This is a genomic window from Collinsella ihumii (assembly GCF_900046475.1).
Classification (GTDB): domain Bacteria; phylum Actinomycetota; class Coriobacteriia; order Coriobacteriales; family Coriobacteriaceae; genus Collinsella; species Collinsella ihumii.
Map to the genome: position 1 here is coordinate 19,369 of NZ_FCOU01000002.1, position 19,137 is coordinate 38,505.

At 64.4% G+C, this 19,137-nt stretch carries 14 protein-coding genes; 7 read left to right on the plus strand and 7 right to left on the minus strand.

The annotated features are described in order from the left end of the window. Window positions 1-21 precede the first annotated feature (21 nt). Window positions 22-741 (plus strand): thiamine phosphate synthase, encoded by a 720-nt coding sequence (locus tag BN3789_RS00715; RefSeq protein ID WP_229254086.1) that lies wholly within the window; start codon window positions 22-24, stop codon window positions 739-741. Between the two features lie 330 nt (window positions 742-1,071). On the opposite strand, the gene BN3789_RS00720 is transcribed toward BN3789_RS00715, so the two are convergent. Together BN3789_RS00720 and BN3789_RS00725 are read right to left on the minus strand one after the other, a co-directional pair. Then, complete coding sequence (locus tag BN3789_RS00720; protein WP_066828752.1) at window positions 1,072-1,998, minus strand: DHH family phosphoesterase; 927 nt, start codon at window positions 1,996-1,998, stop codon at window positions 1,072-1,074. Window positions 1,999-2,512: 514 nt separating this feature from the next. Next, window positions 2,513-3,310, minus strand: a complete 798-nt coding sequence (locus tag BN3789_RS00725; RefSeq protein ID WP_229254087.1) for an AraC family transcriptional regulator — start codon at window positions 3,308-3,310, stop codon at window positions 2,513-2,515. 472 nt (window positions 3,311-3,782) lie between these two features. Here BN3789_RS00725 and BN3789_RS00730 point away from each other — a divergent pair, with 472 nt between their 5' ends. From BN3789_RS00730 to BN3789_RS00750, 5 genes are all read left to right on the plus strand, one after another. Then, the gene (locus tag BN3789_RS00730) at window positions 3,783-4,898 is read left to right on the plus strand and encodes an ABC transporter ATP-binding protein (RefSeq protein WP_066828759.1); all 1,116 of its coding nucleotides are present in this window, start codon (window positions 3,783-3,785) and stop codon (window positions 4,896-4,898) included. 20 nt (window positions 4,899-4,918) lie between these two features. After that, complete coding sequence (locus BN3789_RS00735; protein WP_066828762.1) at window positions 4,919-6,202, plus strand: ABC transporter substrate-binding protein; 1,284 nt, start codon at window positions 4,919-4,921, stop codon at window positions 6,200-6,202. Window positions 6,203-6,211: 9 nt separating this feature from the next. Continuing rightward, complete coding sequence (locus BN3789_RS00740; RefSeq protein WP_066828764.1) at window positions 6,212-7,078, plus strand: carbohydrate ABC transporter permease; 867 nt, start codon at window positions 6,212-6,214, stop codon at window positions 7,076-7,078. Further along, complete coding sequence (locus BN3789_RS00745; RefSeq protein ID WP_066828766.1) at window positions 7,078-7,923, plus strand: carbohydrate ABC transporter permease; 846 nt, start codon at window positions 7,078-7,080, stop codon at window positions 7,921-7,923. The genes BN3789_RS00740 and BN3789_RS00745 overlap by 1 nt, the downstream gene beginning before the upstream one ends. 174 nt (window positions 7,924-8,097) lie before the next feature. Then, complete coding sequence (locus BN3789_RS00750) at window positions 8,098-10,293, plus strand: alpha-galactosidase (RefSeq protein WP_066828767.1); 2,196 nt, start codon at window positions 8,098-8,100, stop codon at window positions 10,291-10,293. Window positions 10,294-10,484: 191 nt separating this feature from the next. On the opposite strand, the gene BN3789_RS00755 is transcribed toward BN3789_RS00750, so the two are convergent. Both BN3789_RS00755 and BN3789_RS00760 read right to left on the minus strand, forming a co-directional pair. Then, a complete protein-coding gene (locus tag BN3789_RS00755) occupies window positions 10,485-12,152 on the minus strand; it encodes a UDP-glucose--hexose-1-phosphate uridylyltransferase (protein ID WP_066828768.1) in 1,668 nt (555 codons plus the stop codon). Further along, window positions 12,143-13,327 carry a galactokinase gene (locus BN3789_RS00760; RefSeq protein WP_066828773.1) on the minus strand — a complete coding sequence of 395 codons (1,185 nt, stop codon included), beginning with the start codon at window positions 13,325-13,327 and terminating at the stop codon, window positions 12,143-12,145. Before BN3789_RS00760 ends, BN3789_RS00755 begins: the two co-directional genes overlap by 10 nt. 394 nt (window positions 13,328-13,721) lie before the next feature. Here BN3789_RS00760 and BN3789_RS00765 point away from each other — a divergent pair, with 394 nt between their 5' ends. Then, complete coding sequence (locus BN3789_RS00765; protein ID WP_079988990.1) at window positions 13,722-14,507, plus strand: DeoR/GlpR family DNA-binding transcription regulator; 786 nt, start codon at window positions 13,722-13,724, stop codon at window positions 14,505-14,507. A 95-nt stretch (window positions 14,508-14,602) separates the two neighbouring features. On the opposite strand, the gene BN3789_RS00770 is transcribed toward BN3789_RS00765, so the two are convergent. The 3 genes from BN3789_RS00770 to brnQ all read right to left on the minus strand — a co-directional run bounded on the left by BN3789_RS00770 (window position 14,603) and on the right by brnQ (window position 18,824). After that, window positions 14,603-15,244 carry a metallophosphoesterase family protein gene (locus BN3789_RS00770; protein WP_066828775.1) on the minus strand — a complete coding sequence of 214 codons (642 nt, stop codon included), beginning with the start codon at window positions 15,242-15,244 and terminating at the stop codon, window positions 14,603-14,605. After that, on the minus strand, window positions 15,241-17,238 hold the full coding sequence (locus tag BN3789_RS00775; RefSeq protein WP_229254088.1) for a BMP family ABC transporter substrate-binding protein: 1,998 nt from the start codon (window positions 17,236-17,238) through the stop codon (window positions 15,241-15,243). The genes BN3789_RS00770 and BN3789_RS00775 overlap by 4 nt, the downstream gene beginning before the upstream one ends. Window positions 17,239-17,519: 281 nt before the next feature. Next, the gene (gene brnQ / locus BN3789_RS00780) at window positions 17,520-18,824 is read right to left on the minus strand and encodes a branched-chain amino acid transport system II carrier protein (RefSeq protein WP_229254113.1); all 1,305 of its coding nucleotides are present in this window, start codon (window positions 18,822-18,824) and stop codon (window positions 17,520-17,522) included. Window positions 18,825-19,137: the final 313 nt, after the last annotated feature.

Genomic DNA, 19,137 nt, shown 5'->3' on the forward strand with positions numbered 1-19,137 from the left:
GAAAACGCAGAGAGGAGCGCCATGGTTGACGAGCATATCGTATCCGGTCGATCAATGGAGGTGAGGGCCGTCGGTGCCGCGGGGACGACCGGGGCGGCCAGTCCTGCCGCCATGCAGACGTCCGCCCCGGCTGCCGCCGACGCTGGGACGGCACCCGCTGGCGCACCGAGCCTTGCCGTGCTCTTCTCATCCGGACAATTCGCTCGCGTGGCGATAACGGATCGGCTCAACTGCATACGCCCGCTTCCCGATCAGGTGGAGCGGCTGGCCGGCAAGGTCGACGCACTGGTCCTGCGCGAGAAGGACCTGGCGCCAGACGCCTACGAGCGCTTGGCGCGCGACGTGCGCGCAGCCTGCGAGCGCGCGCACGTCGCCTTCATCGCCCACTCCTTTGTCGAGCCCGCCCGGCGCGCGGGCGCTCGGAGCCTGCACCTGCCGCCGCCCGTGCTGGCGCGCACGGGCCGCCCGGCGGGCTTTGAGCTAGTGGGCACCAACGTTCACGAGCTGGACGAGATCGTCGGCGCGGAGGCCCTGGGCGCAGACTACCTCATTGCCAGCCCTGTCTTCGCCCCGTCGTGCAAGCCGCTGCCCGGGCGCGGCCTGGATTTCCTCAACGCGGTTATCGCCCGGGCCCATGTTCCGGTGCTCGCCCTGGGCGGCGTCACCGACACCACCGAGCAACAGGTCCGCCAGGCCAAGGCCGCAGGAGCCTGCCGCATGTCGGGCTACATGCGCCTCTGACGAGGCTTATGCAAGAGGCCGCTCCTGCATGCGGAGCTATCGCCGCGGCATACGCGATCGGCACGCATCGTTATTCTCAATGTAAACAGGGTATGACCCGCCGATTGCCGTTCAAAGAGGGCGAAGCGACCCTTGGAAAGAGGACGGCAGGCGCGGGCGCTTCATCGGGGATCTCGAATTGATTCCGGCCCCGGGAATAAGGCTGGATTCGCCGCCGGCGGTCGCAGGGGCGCCCAGCTTGTCTTCCGGCACCGTTGCGCACAGCCGGAAGACAATGCCCGGCACCGCATCACGCGGCACCGGGCATTGAAGAGACAGCTTGCGATCAGGCTACTCGGCGGCGGCGAGGATCGGCGCGGCCACCTGTTTCTTGCGGGAGAGCACGCCGGGCATCCACACGCCCTCGGGCACATCGTCGATGCCGAGACCCTTCTGGGCGACATCGGTCTTGCCCTCGAAGAGCACCTGGGAGCCCTCCTCCATGATGTCGGTCAGGCACAGCACGATGCCGTCGGCGCCCTTGGAGGCCTGGTAGGCGCGCATGGCCTCGCGGATCTCGGGGATCATGCCGAGCGCGCGGGTCTTGTCGACGGTCTCGTACTGGCCGATGAGCAGCTTGTCGGCGCCGACCTCGAACTGCTTGATGTCGTTGCCGACCATCTGCTCGGCCGTGAAGGAGCCGGACGGACGGGTGAGGAAGACCTCCATGCCGAACTTGACCGGGTCGACGCCGAGCTGCTCGCCGAGGCGGGCGGCGACGGCGCGGTCGACATCGGTCGTGGTGGGGCTCTTGAGCATGAGGGTATCGGTCATCATGGCCGAGAGCAGCAGCTTGGCCTGCGCGTCCGTCGGCTGCTGGCCGAAGACCTCGAACAGCCTCGCCACGATGCAGCAGCTGGAGCCCCAGGGCAGGGAGATGATATGCAGCGGGGCCGCGGTGGTGAAGCCGCCGAAGCGATGGTGGTCGACGACGCCGACGATCTGGGCGCCCTCGAGCCCGGCGACGGACTGGCCAGCCTCGTTGTGGTCGGTGAGCACGACCTGCTGGCCCTCCTCGACCGACTCGAGCAGCTCGGGCTCGGCGATACCGTTGTCGGCGAGCAGCTTGGCGGACTCGGCGGGCAGCGGGCCCAGGCGACGGGCCTCGTAGGTGTCGCCGTTGTAGTTGACCTGGTTCAGCAGCTGGGTGAGGACAACGGCGCTCATGATGGCGTCGTTGTCGGGATTCTGGTGTCCGAAGACGAGAACCTTGCTCATGGATACCCTCCAAAACGGTTCACGGATATATCAAACGGTGTAATCGTAGCACGCAAGCGGTGCCGCACGGAGCATGCCGCGCACATCGCCGCACGTTTTTCGCGCGCATGCGCGGCGCGCGGGCCGCGCACGGGGAGCGTTGCGGGAACTCGATACCAACCGCGCGGTCCAAACCCCAAGCGTCGATGCGTAGCGTACGGCGACGGTGGGGAAACCTCACCGCAAAACCGCAGATAAGAGGGGGTCACTATATTTAGAACATGAATTTGGTATCAATTCAAGAAATACGAAGGGAAAACGGCCATATCCGACAAGCCTGTGACCTGCGGTTCCTTTGCTTGGCCGACCACGGAGGCCCTGGGAGGGGCCTCCGACCAGCACCTACGCGGCCCTTATTGCCCGAAATATGATACCAAATTCAAAACGAAGCGGCCGCCCACCCTGGTAAAACCTTTTACCGAGGTGCGGTTTCGCACGCGAGCGGATGCAGCGGCCTCCCTCGCCTCTTCCGTCCTCACGCGTGGGTGTTGGCGCGGCGCCATTCGCGCGGGCAGAGGCCGAACGTGCCCTTGAACGCCCGGGAGAAGTGCAGCTGGTTGGGATACCCCACCGCGCGGCCGACCTCGCCCACCGACAGCGCGGTGAGCTTGAGCAGCTGGGCGGCCTTCGTCATGCGGAAGTCGATCAGGTACTGCTGGGGCGACTTGTCCGTGGCGCTCTTGAAGATCTTGCCGAAGTAGCTGCGGTTGAGCCCGGTCTGGCGCGCGATGTCCTCCACGGTGATCCCGTTTTGGTAGTTCTGCTCGATATAGGACATTGCCTCGCGCACATAGAGGTCCTGCAGGCGGTTGGTCGTCGCGGCGCGCTGGTTCACGATGGAGCGCAAGAAGCTGTCGAGGAACAGGTAGGTGTGCCCGATCAGCTGGAACGCCGAGGCGTCCTGATGGTCGACCAGAAAACGCATCTCCTGCTCCATGGAGCTGCGCAGCTCCGCCTTGTCGGATCGGTAGATCGGGCTGGACTCGGACAGGCCGGCAAGCGAGAGCGATTCCTTGACGCGGATACCGTCGAACTCCACCCAGATGTACTCCCACGGGTCGTCCATGTCGGCGTAATAGGTGTTGGTCTGCCCGGGAAAGATGAGGAACCCTTCGCCCCGCCCCAGGTAATAGGTCGTCTGCCGACCCGACTCATCGGAGGCCACGAGTGTCCCGCACCCGGAGATGATGTAGTGGAACAGGTAGTGGCTGCGCCGAAACGGCCCAAAGGCATGTCCTGGTGTGCACACCTCGCGACCGTACTGATATGGCATCAGATCTATGTATTTACCTCGGGAAAACGTCGATGAGACAATCTCGTGGATTGGCATCTGTACCCCTCTCATAGCGTATGACATATATCTTGGTGCCGTGCAAAGCCTGCAAAATGTTATAGGGACGAATATCATTCTATGCGACTTTTTATACCAGTTTGGGAATATCTCTATGCACTTTTGCTATTTTCTATAGTTTTCCCAGGTAGATGCCTATTTTTTGAGCATGATGAAAATTACTTTACGAATGCCCAAAGCCGTTTCCGGTTCATTTTGCCCCGTTTGCCGAACGAGAACTATTTATCCTTCCCAAATAAACATAGTTTTACCTGCGTTTTAGCGCATTCTGTCAGCTTATATAGCCTAATAGCTTCTTAAGAACGAATTAAGGCAACTTAATATGAAACCTGCAGTAAGAATTGCCTGCTTGTGGAATCAGACACAGGAAGGCATACAGGAAGGGGTTTAAGCTATGGCAGAACTCTCTCTGGAACACGTGGGGAAGAAATACCCGAACGGTTACGAGGGCGTTAAGGACTTCAACCTGGAGATCGCCGACAAGGAGTTCATCATCTTCGTCGGTCCTTCGGGCTGCGGTAAGTCCACGACCCTGCGCATGATCGCGGGCCTCGAGGACATCACGTCCGGCACCCTCAAGATCGATGGCCGCGTGGTGAACGACGTCGAGCCCAAGGACCGCGACATCGCGATGGTCTTCCAGAACTACGCGCTGTATCCGCATATGACGGTCTACGACAACATGGCCTTCCCGATGAAGCTCCGCAAGGCCGATCCTCAGGAGATCGACAAGACCGTGCGCGAGACCGCGCGCATCCTCGACCTCGACAAGCTGCTTGACCGCAAGCCAAGTGCGCTCTCCGGCGGTCAGCGCCAGCGCGTCGCTATGGGCCGCGCCATCTGCCGCAACCCGAAGGTCTACCTCATGGACGAGCCGCTGTCCAACCTCGACGCCAAGCTCCGCGTCCAGATGCGTGCCGAGATCTCCAAGCTGCACCAGCGCCTGGGTGCCACCATCATCTACGTCACGCATGACCAGACCGAGGCCATGACGCTCGGCACCCGCATCGTCGTCATGAAGGACGGCGTCATGCAGCAGGTCGACTCCCCCTCGAAGCTCTACTCCGAGCCCTGCAACCTGTTCGTGGCAGGCTTCATCGGCTCCCCGCAGATGAACTTCATCGACGCCAGCGTGGGCGAGACTGCCGGCAAGGTTACCTTGAGCTTCGGCTCGAACACCATCACCCTGCCCGAGGCCAAGGGCAAGGTTCTGAAGGACAAGGGCTACGTGGGCAAGGCTGTCACCATGGGCATCCGCCCGGAGGACGTCGTGGACTCCAACGAGCACCCCGCAGACCGCAACCTCTCCGAGCAGATCGACGCCACCGTCACCGTCTACGAGCTGCTGGGCTCCGAGGCCATGATCTACGCCGATGTTGACGGCGGGTCCATCTCCAGCCATGTCTCGTCCACCAACCCCGCACGTGTCGGCTCCCGCATCGAGGTCGCATTCGACCTCGACAAGGTCCACGTGTTCGACAAGCAGTCCGAGCTGGCCATCGTTCACTAAGCGCGGAAGGAGGCTTACGCATGCTGAACAAACCCATTTCCCGCCGTGCGCTCCTTGGGGGGGCGGCAGCTGGAGCAGCAGGCCTGCTGTTCAGCGGCTGCACCACCGAGCGCGCAGACGGCAAGATCGAGGTTGAGATCGTCAGCTACAAGCAGGAAGCCGTGAGCATCTTCGAACAGCTCATGGAAGACTTCAACGCTTCGCACGACGACATCTACCTGAACATCCAGAGCCCGGCGGACGCCGTGACCGTCATGAAGACGCGCTTCGTGCGCGAGAACTACCCCGATGTCATCGGCATCGGCGGCGACGGCGACTACGCCAACTTCACCGACTCCAACATCTTGGCCGACGTGTCGGACTGCCCCACCATCGAGGACGTGCAGGACGCCTACATCGACATCTTGGACAGCGTCACCTACGTGCCCATGGAGGGCATCTACGGCGTGCCGTTCGTGGCGAACGCCGCGGGCATGCTCTACAACAAGGACATGTTCGCCGAGCACGGCTGGACCATCCCCGAGACCTGGGACGAGCTGATCGCGCTGTTCAAACAGATCCAGTCCGAGGAACCGGATGTCTATCCCATCTACCTGGGCTACCTGGACACCTGGACCATCCTGTCGCCTTGGAACTCCATCACGGCCAACATGGTCCCCTCTGACCTCAACTACCAGGTCAACCTCGGCAACGCGAAGTTCGCCGACTACTACCGCGAGCCTGCCGAGCGCATGCTCGAGCTGCTCGACTACGCCGAGCCCGGCCCGTTCGCCTACGCCTACAACGACGCCTGCACCGCCTTCGCGCGCGGCCAGAGCGCCATGTACCCCTGCGGCAGCTTCGCCGTGCCGCAGATCCTGTCGGTGAACCCCGACATGAACATCGGAATGTTCCCCATGCCGTCGGCAGAAAACGCCGATGACCGCGTGGTGGTCTCGGGCGTCGACCTGCAGTGGTGCGTTGCCGAGACCTGCGAGCACAAAGATGCCGTCTACGAGGTCATCAACTTCCTGTCACAGGCCGAAAACGTCCAGACCTACATCGACGACCAGCGTGCCATCCCCTGCCTGGAGGGCACCTTCGAGCTCGATCCTCTCTTTGACGACGTGGCTCCCTGGATCGAGGAGGGTCGTGTGCTCGACTACCTCGACCACTCCTATCCCTCCGCCATGGGCTGCGACGCTCAGCTCCAGACGATGCTGCTCAACAAGGACGTCGACGCGTTCCTCACGAAGTGGGACAACGACTGGCAGCGCTACAACCGCAGCGTCATTCGCAAGGTCCAAGCCGCGGCTCAGGAGTAAGGAGGAAGCATGGCATCAACGGCAACCAAGGTCGGGTCGGGTCGCAACAAGACCTTCATGGCGATTCTGATCCCTGTCCTGGTAATCTTCTGCGCATTCAATACGTTCCCGCTCATCACGGGCTTTCTGTACAGCTTCACGGACTCGAAGGGCTACGGCGCCTTCAACATCGTGGGCCTGCAGAACTACATGGACATGTTCACCGATACCCGTATCCTGAACTCCTACCTGTTCACCTTCAAGGTGGCGGTGGTGGCAACCCTGCTCACCAACGTCATCTCCCTCATGCTCGCCATCGGATTGTCGAGCAAGATCAGGTTCAAGAGCGCCCTGCGCGGCGTGTACTTCGTGCCCCGCATCCTCGGCGGCCTGGTCGTGGGTTACGTGTTCAGCTACTTCTTCACCTACATCGTGCCCGCCATCACCGGTACCGAGTCGATTCTGGCGAGCTCGGACTGGGCATGGGTCGCGATCGTGGTCGTGCTCGTGTGGCAGGCCTGCGCGCAGACCACCATCATCTACATCACCGGTCTGTCCTCGGTGCCCGAGGACGTCTACGAGGCCGGCGCCCTTGACGGCGCGACTGGCTGGGACAAATTCCGCTACATCACGTTCCCGCTCATCATGCCGTCGGTCACCACCAACATGGTGCTCGTCATGAAGGACATGCTGATGGTCTTCGATCAGATCGTCGCCATGACCTCCGGCGGCCCGGCGCAGTCCACGGAGTCCATCTCCTACCTTATCTACAACAACGGCCTGTCCGGCGGCCAGTTCGGCTACCAGTGCGCCAACGCGGTGATCTTCTTCATCCTCATCGCCGTGGTCTCCATCCTGCAGACGAAGTTCTTGAACAGTAAGGAGGAGCAGCTCTAATGGCTAAGGAAAAAGTCAAGGAACGGGCTAACTGGCCTGTGACCATCCTTCTCATCATCGGTCTTATCACCATCATCTTCCCGCTGTATATGGCGGTGGTCATCGCCTTCAAGGATCCCACCGAGATGACCAACGACATCGCGGGCATCCTGTCGCTGCCAAGCCACTGGAGCCTCGATAACTTCATCGAGGCCATCCAGGTCACCGACTTCTTCAATTCGTTCTTGAACTCGCTCATCATCACCGTCGTGGCGGTCGTGGCCTCCATCTTGATCCACAGCCTTGCCGCCTACGCGATCGGGCGCAACATGGACCACAAGAAGATCTTCAAGGCGTCCTATTACTTCATCATCGCCGGCATGTACGTGCCCTTCGCGATCCTGATGATGCCGCTCGTCAAGCAGACCGCCGTGATGCACCTCGACAACATGGTCGGCGTCATGATCCTCTACATCGTGTTCTACATGCCCATGAACATGATGCTCTACACCGGCTACCTGCGTAACATCCCCATCGCGCTGGAGGAGGCCGCGCGCATGGACGGCGCCTCCACCTGGAGCACCTACTGGAAGGTCATCTTCCCGCTCATGAAGCCCATGCACGCGACCGTCGCCGTCATCACCGGCCTGGCCGTGTGGAACGACGTCATGACCCCGCTCGTCATCATGGGCGGCCAGGGCGTCAACACGCTGCCGCTCGCGCAGATGAACTTCCAGACCGCGTTCTCCACGAACTACAACCTGGCGTTCGCCAGCTACCTGCTCGCCATGCTGCCGATGATCGTCTTCTACATCGTCGCGCAGAAGCAGATCATCGGTGGCGTCACGAACGGCGCGGTCAAGTAGCCCTTCTGCGACATGCACACGTAGGAAATGCGACATATGTCCTGCTCGTGTAGCTTATAGCCCCTGCCACGTGGACCCCGCTTGCGGGGTCCACGTGCCTTAAAATACCTGCGGTTCGGCATAGAGCCGGCTCCGTTTTCTTGCTGTGTCCAATATCTCATAAAGCGAGGTACGATGCCCATACGCATTGATGATGCAACGCGGACCTTCACGCTGCACACGCTACACACGACCTATCAGATGCAGGTCGACGAAGTCGGGTACCTCACGCACCTGTACTACGGTGCGCGCAGCGAGGGCCAGATGTCGTATCTGCCCACGTTCGCCGACCGCAGCGGCTGCTGCACGACGCCCCACGACGTCAAGGACCGCACCTATTCGCTCGACGTCCTGCCCCAGGAGTTCCCGTTCCAGGGCAACGGCGACCTGCGCAGCCCGCTGCTGGTCGTCCGCGACGCCCAGGGCACCTTCGGCTGCGACCTGCGCTACGCGCGCCACGAGGTGCGCTGCGGCAAGTACGCGCTCGCCGGCCTGCCCGCCGCCTACGCCGATGCGGACGCAGACGACGCCCAGACGCTGTCCGTCACGCTTGCCGACGAGCGGCTGGGCCTCGAGGTCGAGCTGCTGTACGGCGTGCTGCCCGCCATCGACGTCATCTGCCGCGCCGCCGTCGTGAAGAACCGCAGCGAAGGCCGCGTCACCGTCGAGAAGCTGCAGAGCGCTTGCTTAGACTTCGTCCACGGCAACTTCGACGTCATCACCTTCAACGGCCAGCACTGCATGGAGCGCAAGCCCAGCCGTCAGCGCGTGCTGCCCGGCTCCTTTGCCGTCAGCAGCCGCCGCGGCCAGTCCTCGCACCAATACAACCCGTTCATGATCCTGTGCGACCGCGACGCCACCGAGACGGCGGGCCGCGCCTGGTCCATGACGTTCGTGTACAGCGGCAACTTCAAGGCCGAGGTCGAGCAGACCCAGTACCAGCAGATCCGCATGCAGATGGGCCTTTCCGACGAGCTGTTCTCCTATCCGCTGGAGCCCGGCGACGAGCTCGTGGCGCCCGAGGTCATCATGACCTACTCGGGCGCGGGCCTGGAACGCCTCTCCCACAACCTGCACCGCTGCATCCGCCGGCACATCTGCCGCGGCCCGTGGCGCGACGCCCCGCGCCCCGTGCTCGTGAACAGCTGGGAGGCCCATTACTTCAACTTCACCGGCGACGAGCTCGTGCGTCTTGCCGCCAAGGCCGCCGACCTGGGCATGGACATGCTCGTCATGGACGACGGCTGGTTCGGCGACCGCAACGACGACTTCCGCGCGCTCGGCGACTGGTCGGTCAACGAGGAGAAGCTCGGCGGAACGCTCGCCCAGCTCATCGAGAAGATCAACGCGCTCGGCATCAAGTTCGGCATCTGGATGGAGCCGGAGATGGTCAACGAGGATTCCGACCTGTACCGCGCGCATCCCGACTGGGCGCTCGCCGTGCCGGGCAAAGCGCCCGCGCTCGGCCGCGACCAGCTCGTGCTCGACTTCTCGCGCGAAGACGTGCGCGAGAACATCTTCGCCCAAATCTGCTCGGTGCTTGACCAGGGCAACATCGAGTACCTCAAGTGGGATTTCAACCGCAGCATGGTCGACATCTACTCGCACGCCGCCACGGATCAGGGCCGCGTCGTCTACGACTACTACCTGGGCCTGTACGATGTGCTCGAGCGCCTGGTGCAGCGCTACCCCAACCTGCTGATCGAGGGCTGCGCCGCAGGCGGCGGCCGCTTCGACGCGGGCTGGCTCCACTACGCGCCGCAGTTCTGGACGAGCGACAACACCGATGGCCACGACCGCATGACCATCCAGTACGGCACGTCGTTCGGCTATCCGTGCTCCACCATGGGCGCGCATGTGTCCGCCTGCCCCAACGAGGTCAACGGCCGCACCGTGTCGCTGTCCGCGCGCGGCCTGGTGGCCATGGCGGGCGGCGGCTTTGGATACGAGCTCGACCTGCTCGAGCTTCCCGAGCGCGCCTGCGAGATCATTCGCAACCAGATCGCCCAGCACCGCTCGATCGAGCAGCTCGTGCGCGAGGGCCTGTACTATCGCCTGACCGACCCCGCGACCGACGACATCTACGCATGGGAGTTCGTCTCCGAGGACGGCGCCGAGGCCATCGTGAACGCCGTGGTCGCCCGCGCCGAGGGCTACGGCGAGGCGCGCTACGTGGTCCCGCGCGGGCTCACCCCGGACGCGCTGTACCGCGAGGTCAACATGGACCAGGTCTTTGCCGCCAACGCGCTGATGGACATGGGCCTGCCCCTTCCGGTGAGCTCCGCGCTCTACATGAGCCGCAGCTTCCGCTTCGTGCGTGTCGACGCGTAGACTTTTAATGAGAAGCCCCCGCCGTGTGCGGGGGCTTTTTTGTTGCATGGGTTGGAACGAACCCGTCCCCAGCGAACCCAGGAACGAACCCGTCCCCAGCGAACCCATAACAACGCAAGGTCCTCCGTGTCCGCAGGGGTTGGACACGGAGGACCTTGCTTACAGGACCGACGCTGTATACGGCACGTGTGTTACAGCGTGGCGAGGAAATGATCGAGGGCGGCACGGCCCGGCTCGTCCCATTTGAAGACGCCCGCATCCTCCAGGACGCCGGCGAACACGTCGCTCACGCCGTCGCGGATGATCTGGTCGGCCGTCTCGGGCGCGATGTCAGGATGCGCGCAGGCGAGCTCAAGCGCCCATGCGGCATGGGAGGCGCACAAAGGATCGGATTCGAGCGCGCGGGCGAGCGCGGCGCGGTCGTTCGCGCCCGCGTGCGCCAGCAGATGCCCGCGCACGGCCCCGAGCTCCTCCACCAGGCGAGGCGGCAGGATGGCAAGACCCATGACCTCGATGAGCCCGATGTTCTCCTTTTTGATGTGATGCCTCTCGGCGTGGGGATGGAATACGCCGAGGGGATGCTCGGGCGTCGTGATGTTGCAGCGCAGGGCCAGGTAGAGCACGTAGTCGGAGCCGTCTTTGCAGGCGACGGGCGTGATGGTGTTATGGCGCACCTCGACGCCGTCCTCGACCGTCGAGGCGAGGATGCCCACCGACGGGTCGTTGTACGCGCGCCAGACGTCGAGCACGTGCGCCGCCGCGTCGAGCAGGCGCTCGCGATCGGCGGCCCGCAGGCGCAGCACGCTCATGGGCCAGCGCACGACCTCGCATGCGATGTCGTCGAATCCCGGCATCTCGAACGCGCCCGCCGCCGGAGCCTTCATCATCGGGAAGACATGGCGACCGCCCTGGAAGTGGTCGTGCGACAGGATGGATCCGCCCACGATGGGAAGGTCCGCGTTGGAGCCGATGAAGTAGTGCCCGAACAGGTCCACGAAGTCGAGCAGGCGTCCCATGTTCTCGCGGTCCACGTGCATGAGGCGGTGCTCGGCGCTCATGGCGATACAGTGCTCGTCGAAGTACGCGTACGGGCTGTACTGCAGGCCCCAGTGCTCCCCGCCCAGCGTGATGGGCAGGATGCGCAGGTTCTGGCGGGCGGGGTGCGCGCCGTGGGCCGCGCCGGCGCCGCGGCCGGGATAGCCCTCGTTTTCCATGCACAGCTGGCAGGCCGGGTAGACCTCGCCGGTCGCCGGGGCGGCGCCCGCGGCGGCGATGGCCTTGGGGTCCTTCTCCGGCTTGGAGAGGTTGATGGTGATCTCGAGCTCGCCCCACGGGGTCGACGACGTCCAGGCGATGTTCCGCGCGATGGCGGCGCGGCGCACGTAGCGGCTGTCGCAGCTCATCCGGTAGAACCAGTCGGTGGCGGTGCGGGGGCCATAGGCCCTATACAGGGTGGAAAACGTCCGCTCGACCTCGGAGGGGCGGGGCATCAGGATGTTCATGACGCGCGTGGCGAGGCGATCGGCGCCCGAGGGCGTGTCCTCCTCACAGCCGTTGGCGATGCCTGCTTCGGCGATGCGCGCGACCGTCCCCTCGAGATCGAACGCGTCGTCGCCGCTCGCCGCAACGACCGGCGCATCCTCGCCCAGCCGCGCGGTCGGAGAGGTCGCATAGGCGGCCTGCAGGAAAATCGCCGCATCCGGGGCCGAGGGACCGGTCGCCCCGACGGCTTCGAGCACCGTGTTGTACGCCCAAACGGCATCGGCCGGCGACACCAGACCGCAGCGGACGGCGTGCCGCACGAGCGCCTCGATATCGGACGCGAGCGCCCCCGCGTCGTAGACCCGCTCTACAGCCATTGCGCATACGCCCCCTCGGATGCGATGCGGTAGGTGCGGCAGTTGCCCTCGCCCAGCCAGCCGTCCATGCCGCGCACGAAGAAGTCGACCATGTCGAGCGGCACGAACGCCTGGATGGAGCCGCCGAACCCGCCGCCGTGGATGCGGACGGCGCCGGCATCTCCCAGCAGGTGCTCGGCAAGCGCAAGCGCGACCATGGCGGGCTGATCGTTGCCGCCGCACGAGACGTTCTGCAGATACATGCCCGAGCTCGCGCCCGAGCGGCGCGTCAGGTCGAGGAACGTGTCGATGTCGCCTGTGCGCAGCGCTTCGAAGCGCTCGACCACCAGGCGATTCTCGATGTAGTAATGCAGCGCGCGCAGCACCGGGCGGTCTCCCAGCTTGGCGCGCAGCTCGGACACGCGCTCGTCGAAGCGCTCCGCGGGAACCTCGCACAGGCGGGTGCAGCCGAACTCGGCGGCAACAGCCTGCATCTCGCCGGGCACGGCGGCGTAGTCTGCCGTGGACACGGAGTGGTCGGTGCCCATGTAGGCCAGGCACAGCGCGTAGCCCTTGTCAGCGAAATCGAAATCGAGCTTTTCGGACACCGGGTTCGCCGGGTCGGCGAAGTCGATGTGGGCGATGCCCCCGAGCGCCTCGGACAGCTGGTCCATGAGGCCGCAGGGCTTGCCGAAATAGATGTTCTCGGAGCGCTGGGCCGATTGCGCCATGGCGGTCGGCGTCACCGGGGAGCCCGGCCACAGCGTCTCCATGACGCGGCCGACCGCGAGCTCAAGGGCCGCAGAGGACGAAAGGCCCGAGCCACCGGGAATGTCGCTCGTCATGACCAGGTCGAAGCCCTGGACCTCGCGCCCGGTCGCCGCGAGCTCGGCCGCCATGCCGCGCACCAGGCCCGCCGTGCTGACCTTCTCGTCCTCGCGCGGGGCAAGATCGGACAGGTCGAGCTCGAACGGCTCGTAGCCCGCGCTCGCCACGCGCGCCGTCATGGTGCCGTTCAGCGCGGCGACGCCCTCGATGGAGACGTCGAGCGCGCCTGCCACCACATGGCCTCCCTCGTGGTCGGTGTGGTTGCCCGCGATCTCGCTGCGCGCGGGCGCGTGGACGTGCGCCAGCGTGCGGCCCTCCCCGAACTGGTCGGAGAAGCGATCGATGAGCTCGGATACGACGGTACTCATGGAACGGCCCCTTTCATCTGTCGGCGCGCGGTCCGTACAGGGGAATCCGCGCTGCTACCTTTCATCCCTATCGACGGCATAGATCGATAGTGTTCATACCTGTAAGAGTTTGTTCATCTACACCGACTGTACCACAAGGGAGCCCCTGCGCGTCCGCGATGTCGGCCAACGCCGTCCCCACGATGCGGCACTGTGGTATATGGACTCAATTTCGCTTCGTTTACCTGCGAGGTTCGCGCTTCCATCGGAACGGGCGCAAAAAGAGGTCGCATGATGTATACATGCGCGCGCCGTCCGCCCGCTGTCGCTCGCGCTCACGGAGTCTTTGGCACCATTCGCAAAAATCTTGCGCGACTTTGTTCGTTTGTGTTCAAATGAATCAAAGGAGGCATCCATGCTCAAAGCGGAACGACAGGAACAGATCATCGCGCGCCTGGCGGGCGGCAGCACGGAATCCGTATCCGCCATCGCGCAGGCCCTCGACGTGTCGGACATGACCGTCCGGCGCGATCTCGAGGAGCTCGCCGAGCGCGGCATCGTCGAGCGCGTCTACGGCGGCGCGCGCATGCCCGCCGCCGTCAGGGAATCGTTCTCTGCGGCGGGCATCCCGCTTCTGCGCGAGTACTCGCACACCGAGAAGCGGCGTCTGCGCAGCGAGGAGAAGCAGCGCGTTGCCCAGCGGGCGATCGAGCTGATCGAGCCGTCCGACACCGTCTTTCTCGGCGCGGGCACGACCGTAGAGCATATGGCGCGCTTTCTGCCCGATATCCGGCTGCGCGTCATCACGAACAGCCTGTCGGCCTTCAAGCTGCTCGAGCACCGCGAGCATTGCGAGCTGTACCTGGTGGGCGGCCTCTACCGGCAGCAGACCGGATGCTTCGTGGGCGCGATGGCAGAAGACGCCGTCTCCCCGCTCGGCATCGACAAGGCCTTCATCGGCGCCAACGGGATATCGGGCGGATCGCTGTTCTGCGCCGACATGGACGAGGGCCGCATCCAGCGCCTCGTGCTGACAAAGGCGCGCGAGCGCTACGCCGTGAGCGATGCCAGCAAGCTGGGGCGCCGCGACTTCTACGCCTTCTTCGGACTGTCCGATCTGACCGCGCTGGTCTGCGACGGCGCGCTCTCGGACGCCCAGCGAAGCGAGATCGAGGAGCAGGTCCGCCTCATCTGCGCCTAGCCGATGCAATTTCGGGGACGTACCTTCAGCGTGCATGCGCGCAGAGCTGCTCTGCGCGCATGCACGCTGAAGGTACGTCCCCGAAATTGCATCGGCTAGGCGATCGACATGACCGGGAAGGGGTCGCGCGCGCGAATCCTGTCATCGGGGAAGTCGAAGATATAGGAGCCGCACGCGTTGATAACCTGCGTGCCGCACGGATGCTCGAGCGCGCGCTCGACGCGGCCGTAGTTCAGATGCACATGCCCGTGCAGCATGAAGGCGGGCCGTAGCTTGTCGACGTAGTAGCCAAACGACTCGAATCCCCGATGGGGCATGTCCTCCATATCGCCGAGACCGCGGATGGGCGCGTGCGTGACGAGGATGTCGACCCCGCCCGTCGCGCGCGCCATGAGGGCCAGGCGCCCGATTCGCCTGCGCATCTCAGCCTCGGTAAAGCCGAACACTCGCTCGTTGTACCTGAGCGAGCCGCCGACGCCCATGATGCGGATGCCATGGAAATCGCGCAGGTGCCCCTCGATCGAGATGCACCCCTGCGGCGGATGCTCGACATAGCCCATATCGTGGTTGCCCCATACGTACACGAGCGGAACGTTGGCGAGCGTCACCACGTGCTCGAGATAACGCGCCGGCAGGTCGCCGCAAGAGATGATGAGCTCGACGCCCTGCAGGCGCTCCTTGTCGAAATGGTCGGTCAGCCACGCCTCCTCGACATCGGAGATGGCGAGGATCTTCATCGCTTGACCTCGCGCCGGGCGGCCAAGGTGGGGTTGACCGGGATCACGCCGCCGGCGACCACCTCGTCGAGGCCGCGGTCCGACAGCTCGCGCACCTCGGGAAGGCGCCCGACGATGTTTTGGTTCAGCCATGCCATGCGCGCGATCTGCATGCTCGAAAGGCGCCCCGCGCCGGACGGCTGCACGAGCCCCGTCTGGCTTTTGAGCTCCCCGGCGAACGGATGAGTCTGGCCGCTCAGCATACTCTGCTTGAAGATCTCAACCAGGCTGCGCTGGCGGGCGGGCACGCAATCGCAGATGTGCACGTCCATAACGCCGGACGACAGGCCCCACCAGTAGTTCAGCGCGCGGTCGTGCAGCTCGTCGCGCTCGCGCTGCCACGAGTCATCGCGGATGGACTGGACGATGCGCTCGTAGTAGCGCCCCCACTCCCAGACCGGTTCGCCGAGGTGCACCTCGGTGCCGTCGTGCTCGACCAGATACAGACCCCACGACTCATCCGGGTTGCCCGGGTTGGGCACATCGCGCGCGCAGACGATGCGCACGTCGCTCTCGTGCAGCTCGCGGCGCCAATCGTAGTCTTTGGCCGAATACCACTTGAGATACACCGTCGCGTGCGGGTCGACCGTCTGCGCTCCGATGGCGAACGCGTTGATACCCGCCACCGTCCCGTACACGGGGGAATCCGCCACGTACCCCACGCGGTGGTTGTCCGACAGGCTTGCCGCGAGCGCGCCCAGTAGGAACTTGACCTCATAGGTCTTGGTGCTGAACGTGCGCACGGCACCATACGACAGGCTGACCGAGCAGTTGAGCACCTTGAGCTGCGGATACCTGACCGCAGCGCGCAGGGCCTGCGTCGCCTGCGTGGGCACGTTGGTCACGATGAGGTTGTCTTGCTCCGCCACCGCCCGCTCCACCGCGCGATCGAACGCCTCGTCGGACGCGCAGTCGGTGAACACCGTGGTCTCCACCGTGCCGCCCGACGCGCGCTCGAGCTCGATACGGCCGCGGTCGTGCGCAGCCGCCCATCCGGATGTCTGCGGGCTGCGCTCGTAGATGAACGCGATCCGCAGCGGCTTGGGGAAGAGCCTGTTCTTGTAGAGCCCCTTCAAATCCGAGATGATGCCGCCCCGGGACGCAGGCTCCGTCGGCGTCTCGAGATAGGCGATGGCGTCCTGGTTGATCGTGACGCGCAGCTCGCCCCAGATGCGGCCGAGCCTATCGGCAATCTCGACCGGAGAGGCGCAGACCGCGAGCTCGAACCCGTAGAGCTTGAGGTAGATCAGGTACGCGTCGCCCGAGGTGATACCGAGCGACTCGCCGTGCCGCTTGGAGAACGCCTCTGCGAAGCTGCCGAAGGAGGCGCGCAGGTCGGCCACGCACTCATCGGGCCACGGGTGGTCGAGATCCTGCCCGGCGAAGATCGCCAAGCGCTCGTAGGAGCCCTCCTCCGAGAAGGTGATGCCGTAGATGGGACACACGCGGTAGAAGCGCAGGAACTCCTGGTAGATGCGAGACTCTTTGGAGTCCGACGGCATGGGCAGCATGCGCGTGACGCTCGCCGTGATCGTCGGCATCTCGAGGTAGCGCATCACCGATACGCGCTTGTTGCCCTCCTGCACGTAGAACCGCTGCATGTACTCGTAGACGATGATGGGGTCGCGCAGGCCCTCCTCGCGCTGGGAGTCGATCAGCGCGCTCCACTTGGCGGCGAACTCCGAGGTCTCCTCGAGCAGGGGCATGAACCCGCGGGAAAACGAGTTCTGGCGGCCCTGGGTCCGCGTGCCCGCGATCAGCGCCATGTCGACCTCGACGACGCCGATGGGCACCTCGCCCTGATAGCCCCGGTCTTTGATGATTTCGCTCAGGGCGGGCGGGTACGGATACCTGCCTGCGGAGACATCTTGCTGGACCTGCCGTAGTCCCGCTTTTCGCGCCTTGCGGTAATCTTCGATCATGAAGCCCTCGCCCTCTCGCCCGTCGTAGCCCATGTTTCACATCCATTATCCAACGTCAGGCGCTGTCCTGCGGCTAGCTGAGAGAATCGGTCGAACCCTGTATGCATGACATGGCAAAATGGGTCTCTTCCGAGCCGCCGGGGCGTTTATTCATGAACGTAGAAGGGTCGATCCGGCGTTTCCCCAGGATTGGAAAGAATGACCCCCGTACTTATTCATGAATGAACGCTCCCCTCTGCGCTGGCCGGCGCAGAGGGGAGCGGCCTCAGGAGTTGATTGGGGACGGGTTCGTTCCGACCCGTCTCTTGGCGTCGTCAGCGCCGAGACAACTTTGAGCACAGGACCCCGATCAGCGCTGCCGCAAGCGCCGGCGCAATCCAGCCGAGCCCCATGCCGGCAAAGGGCAGCAGGTCGATCGGAAGCCATGTGCCGGCAGCAAAGGCATCGCGCAGCGCGCCCGTCACGCTCACGACCGCGGTCACGCCCACCACCCACGGCCACACCAGCGGCACGCGGTCGCACAGCGTGTGCAGCATGCCCATGGCGACCAGTACGATGGCGATGGGATACAGAGCGCCAAGAAGCGGCACCGAGAACGCAAGGATGGCATCGAGGCCGAAGTTCGACACGATGCACGAGAACGCGGCGAATACGAGCGCGCAGACGCGGTACGAGACCCGCGGCAGCTCCTCGGAGAAATACGTGCCGCAGCAGCTGATAAGACCGATGCAGACGTTCAGGCACGCAAGCAGGAAGATGGCGGCGACCACCACCGTCCCCACGACACCGAAATGCAGCGTCGCCGAGGCGGTGAGCACCGCGGCACCGTTGGTGGCGTCGGGGAGCTGCTGCGCCATACCGGCGCCCACATAGGCGAGCCCGCAGTAGATGAGCGCCATGAGCGTGCCCGCGAACACGCCAGCACGGGAGATGGCGCCCATGAGCGAGCGGGGCTCGGTCACCCCCATCTCGCGGATGTTCGTGGCGATCACGATGCCGAACGTCAGCGACGCGAGCAGGTCCATGGTCTGGTACCCCACCAGAAAGCCCTGCACGGGAGCGCCGGCGTCATACGGGGCGACCGGAGCCGGAGCCTGGGGCATCGGCGACACCAGCGCAGCGGCCGTCACCGCCACGATCAGCAGGATGAGCGCGGGCCCGGTCACGCGGCCGAGCAGACGGGTCAGGCGCCCGGGATGCATGGCGAGCAGATAGGCTGCCACGAAGAACAGCACCGAGAAGGCGAGCTGGGCGGCCTCGACGGGCACCTCTGCGGGCAGCAGGGGGCTCAGCATCTCGAACGCCGTCGAGGACGTGCGCGGGATGGCGAGGCACGGCCCGATCGCCAGATACACCGCCGCCACGAAGATGCGGGCGAAGATCGGATGGACGCGCCCGGCGAGCTCGCGCGCGGTGCCGGCCAGCGCCACCGCGACGATGCCCAGCACCGGCAGGCCGATCGCGGCGACAAGGAATCCGATCATGGCGGGAACGGCCTCGGCACCCGCCTGCAGGGCAAGCAGGGGCGGCAGGATAAGGTTTCCCGCCCCGAAGAACATTGAAAACAGCGTCACGCCGACCAGCACCGACTGACGCATCGACAGGTTTTGGTTCACGATTGTTTCTCCCCCATAGCCGCAGGCATTGTCTTGCGTGCAGTCTATGGTAGCGCGAGCAGAGAGCCGCGCCCCGGGACACGAGAGTAAAACGCCATCGCACAAGGTTTCCATCGGCACGAGTCCCGGGGCCGCCTCGATACCAGTGTGAAGGCTTTTTCGTCCGCGTTGTTGCGCAACATGGCGTTTTTCGCACAATCTGGAACCGGTGCGAGTATTTCAAGGGGGCATGACGCAGATGCGGGCACCCCGCACGGAGCGGATCGATCGTCGGCTCCCCTGGAAAACCCGACCCTCCACCCGCTGCTACCAGTCC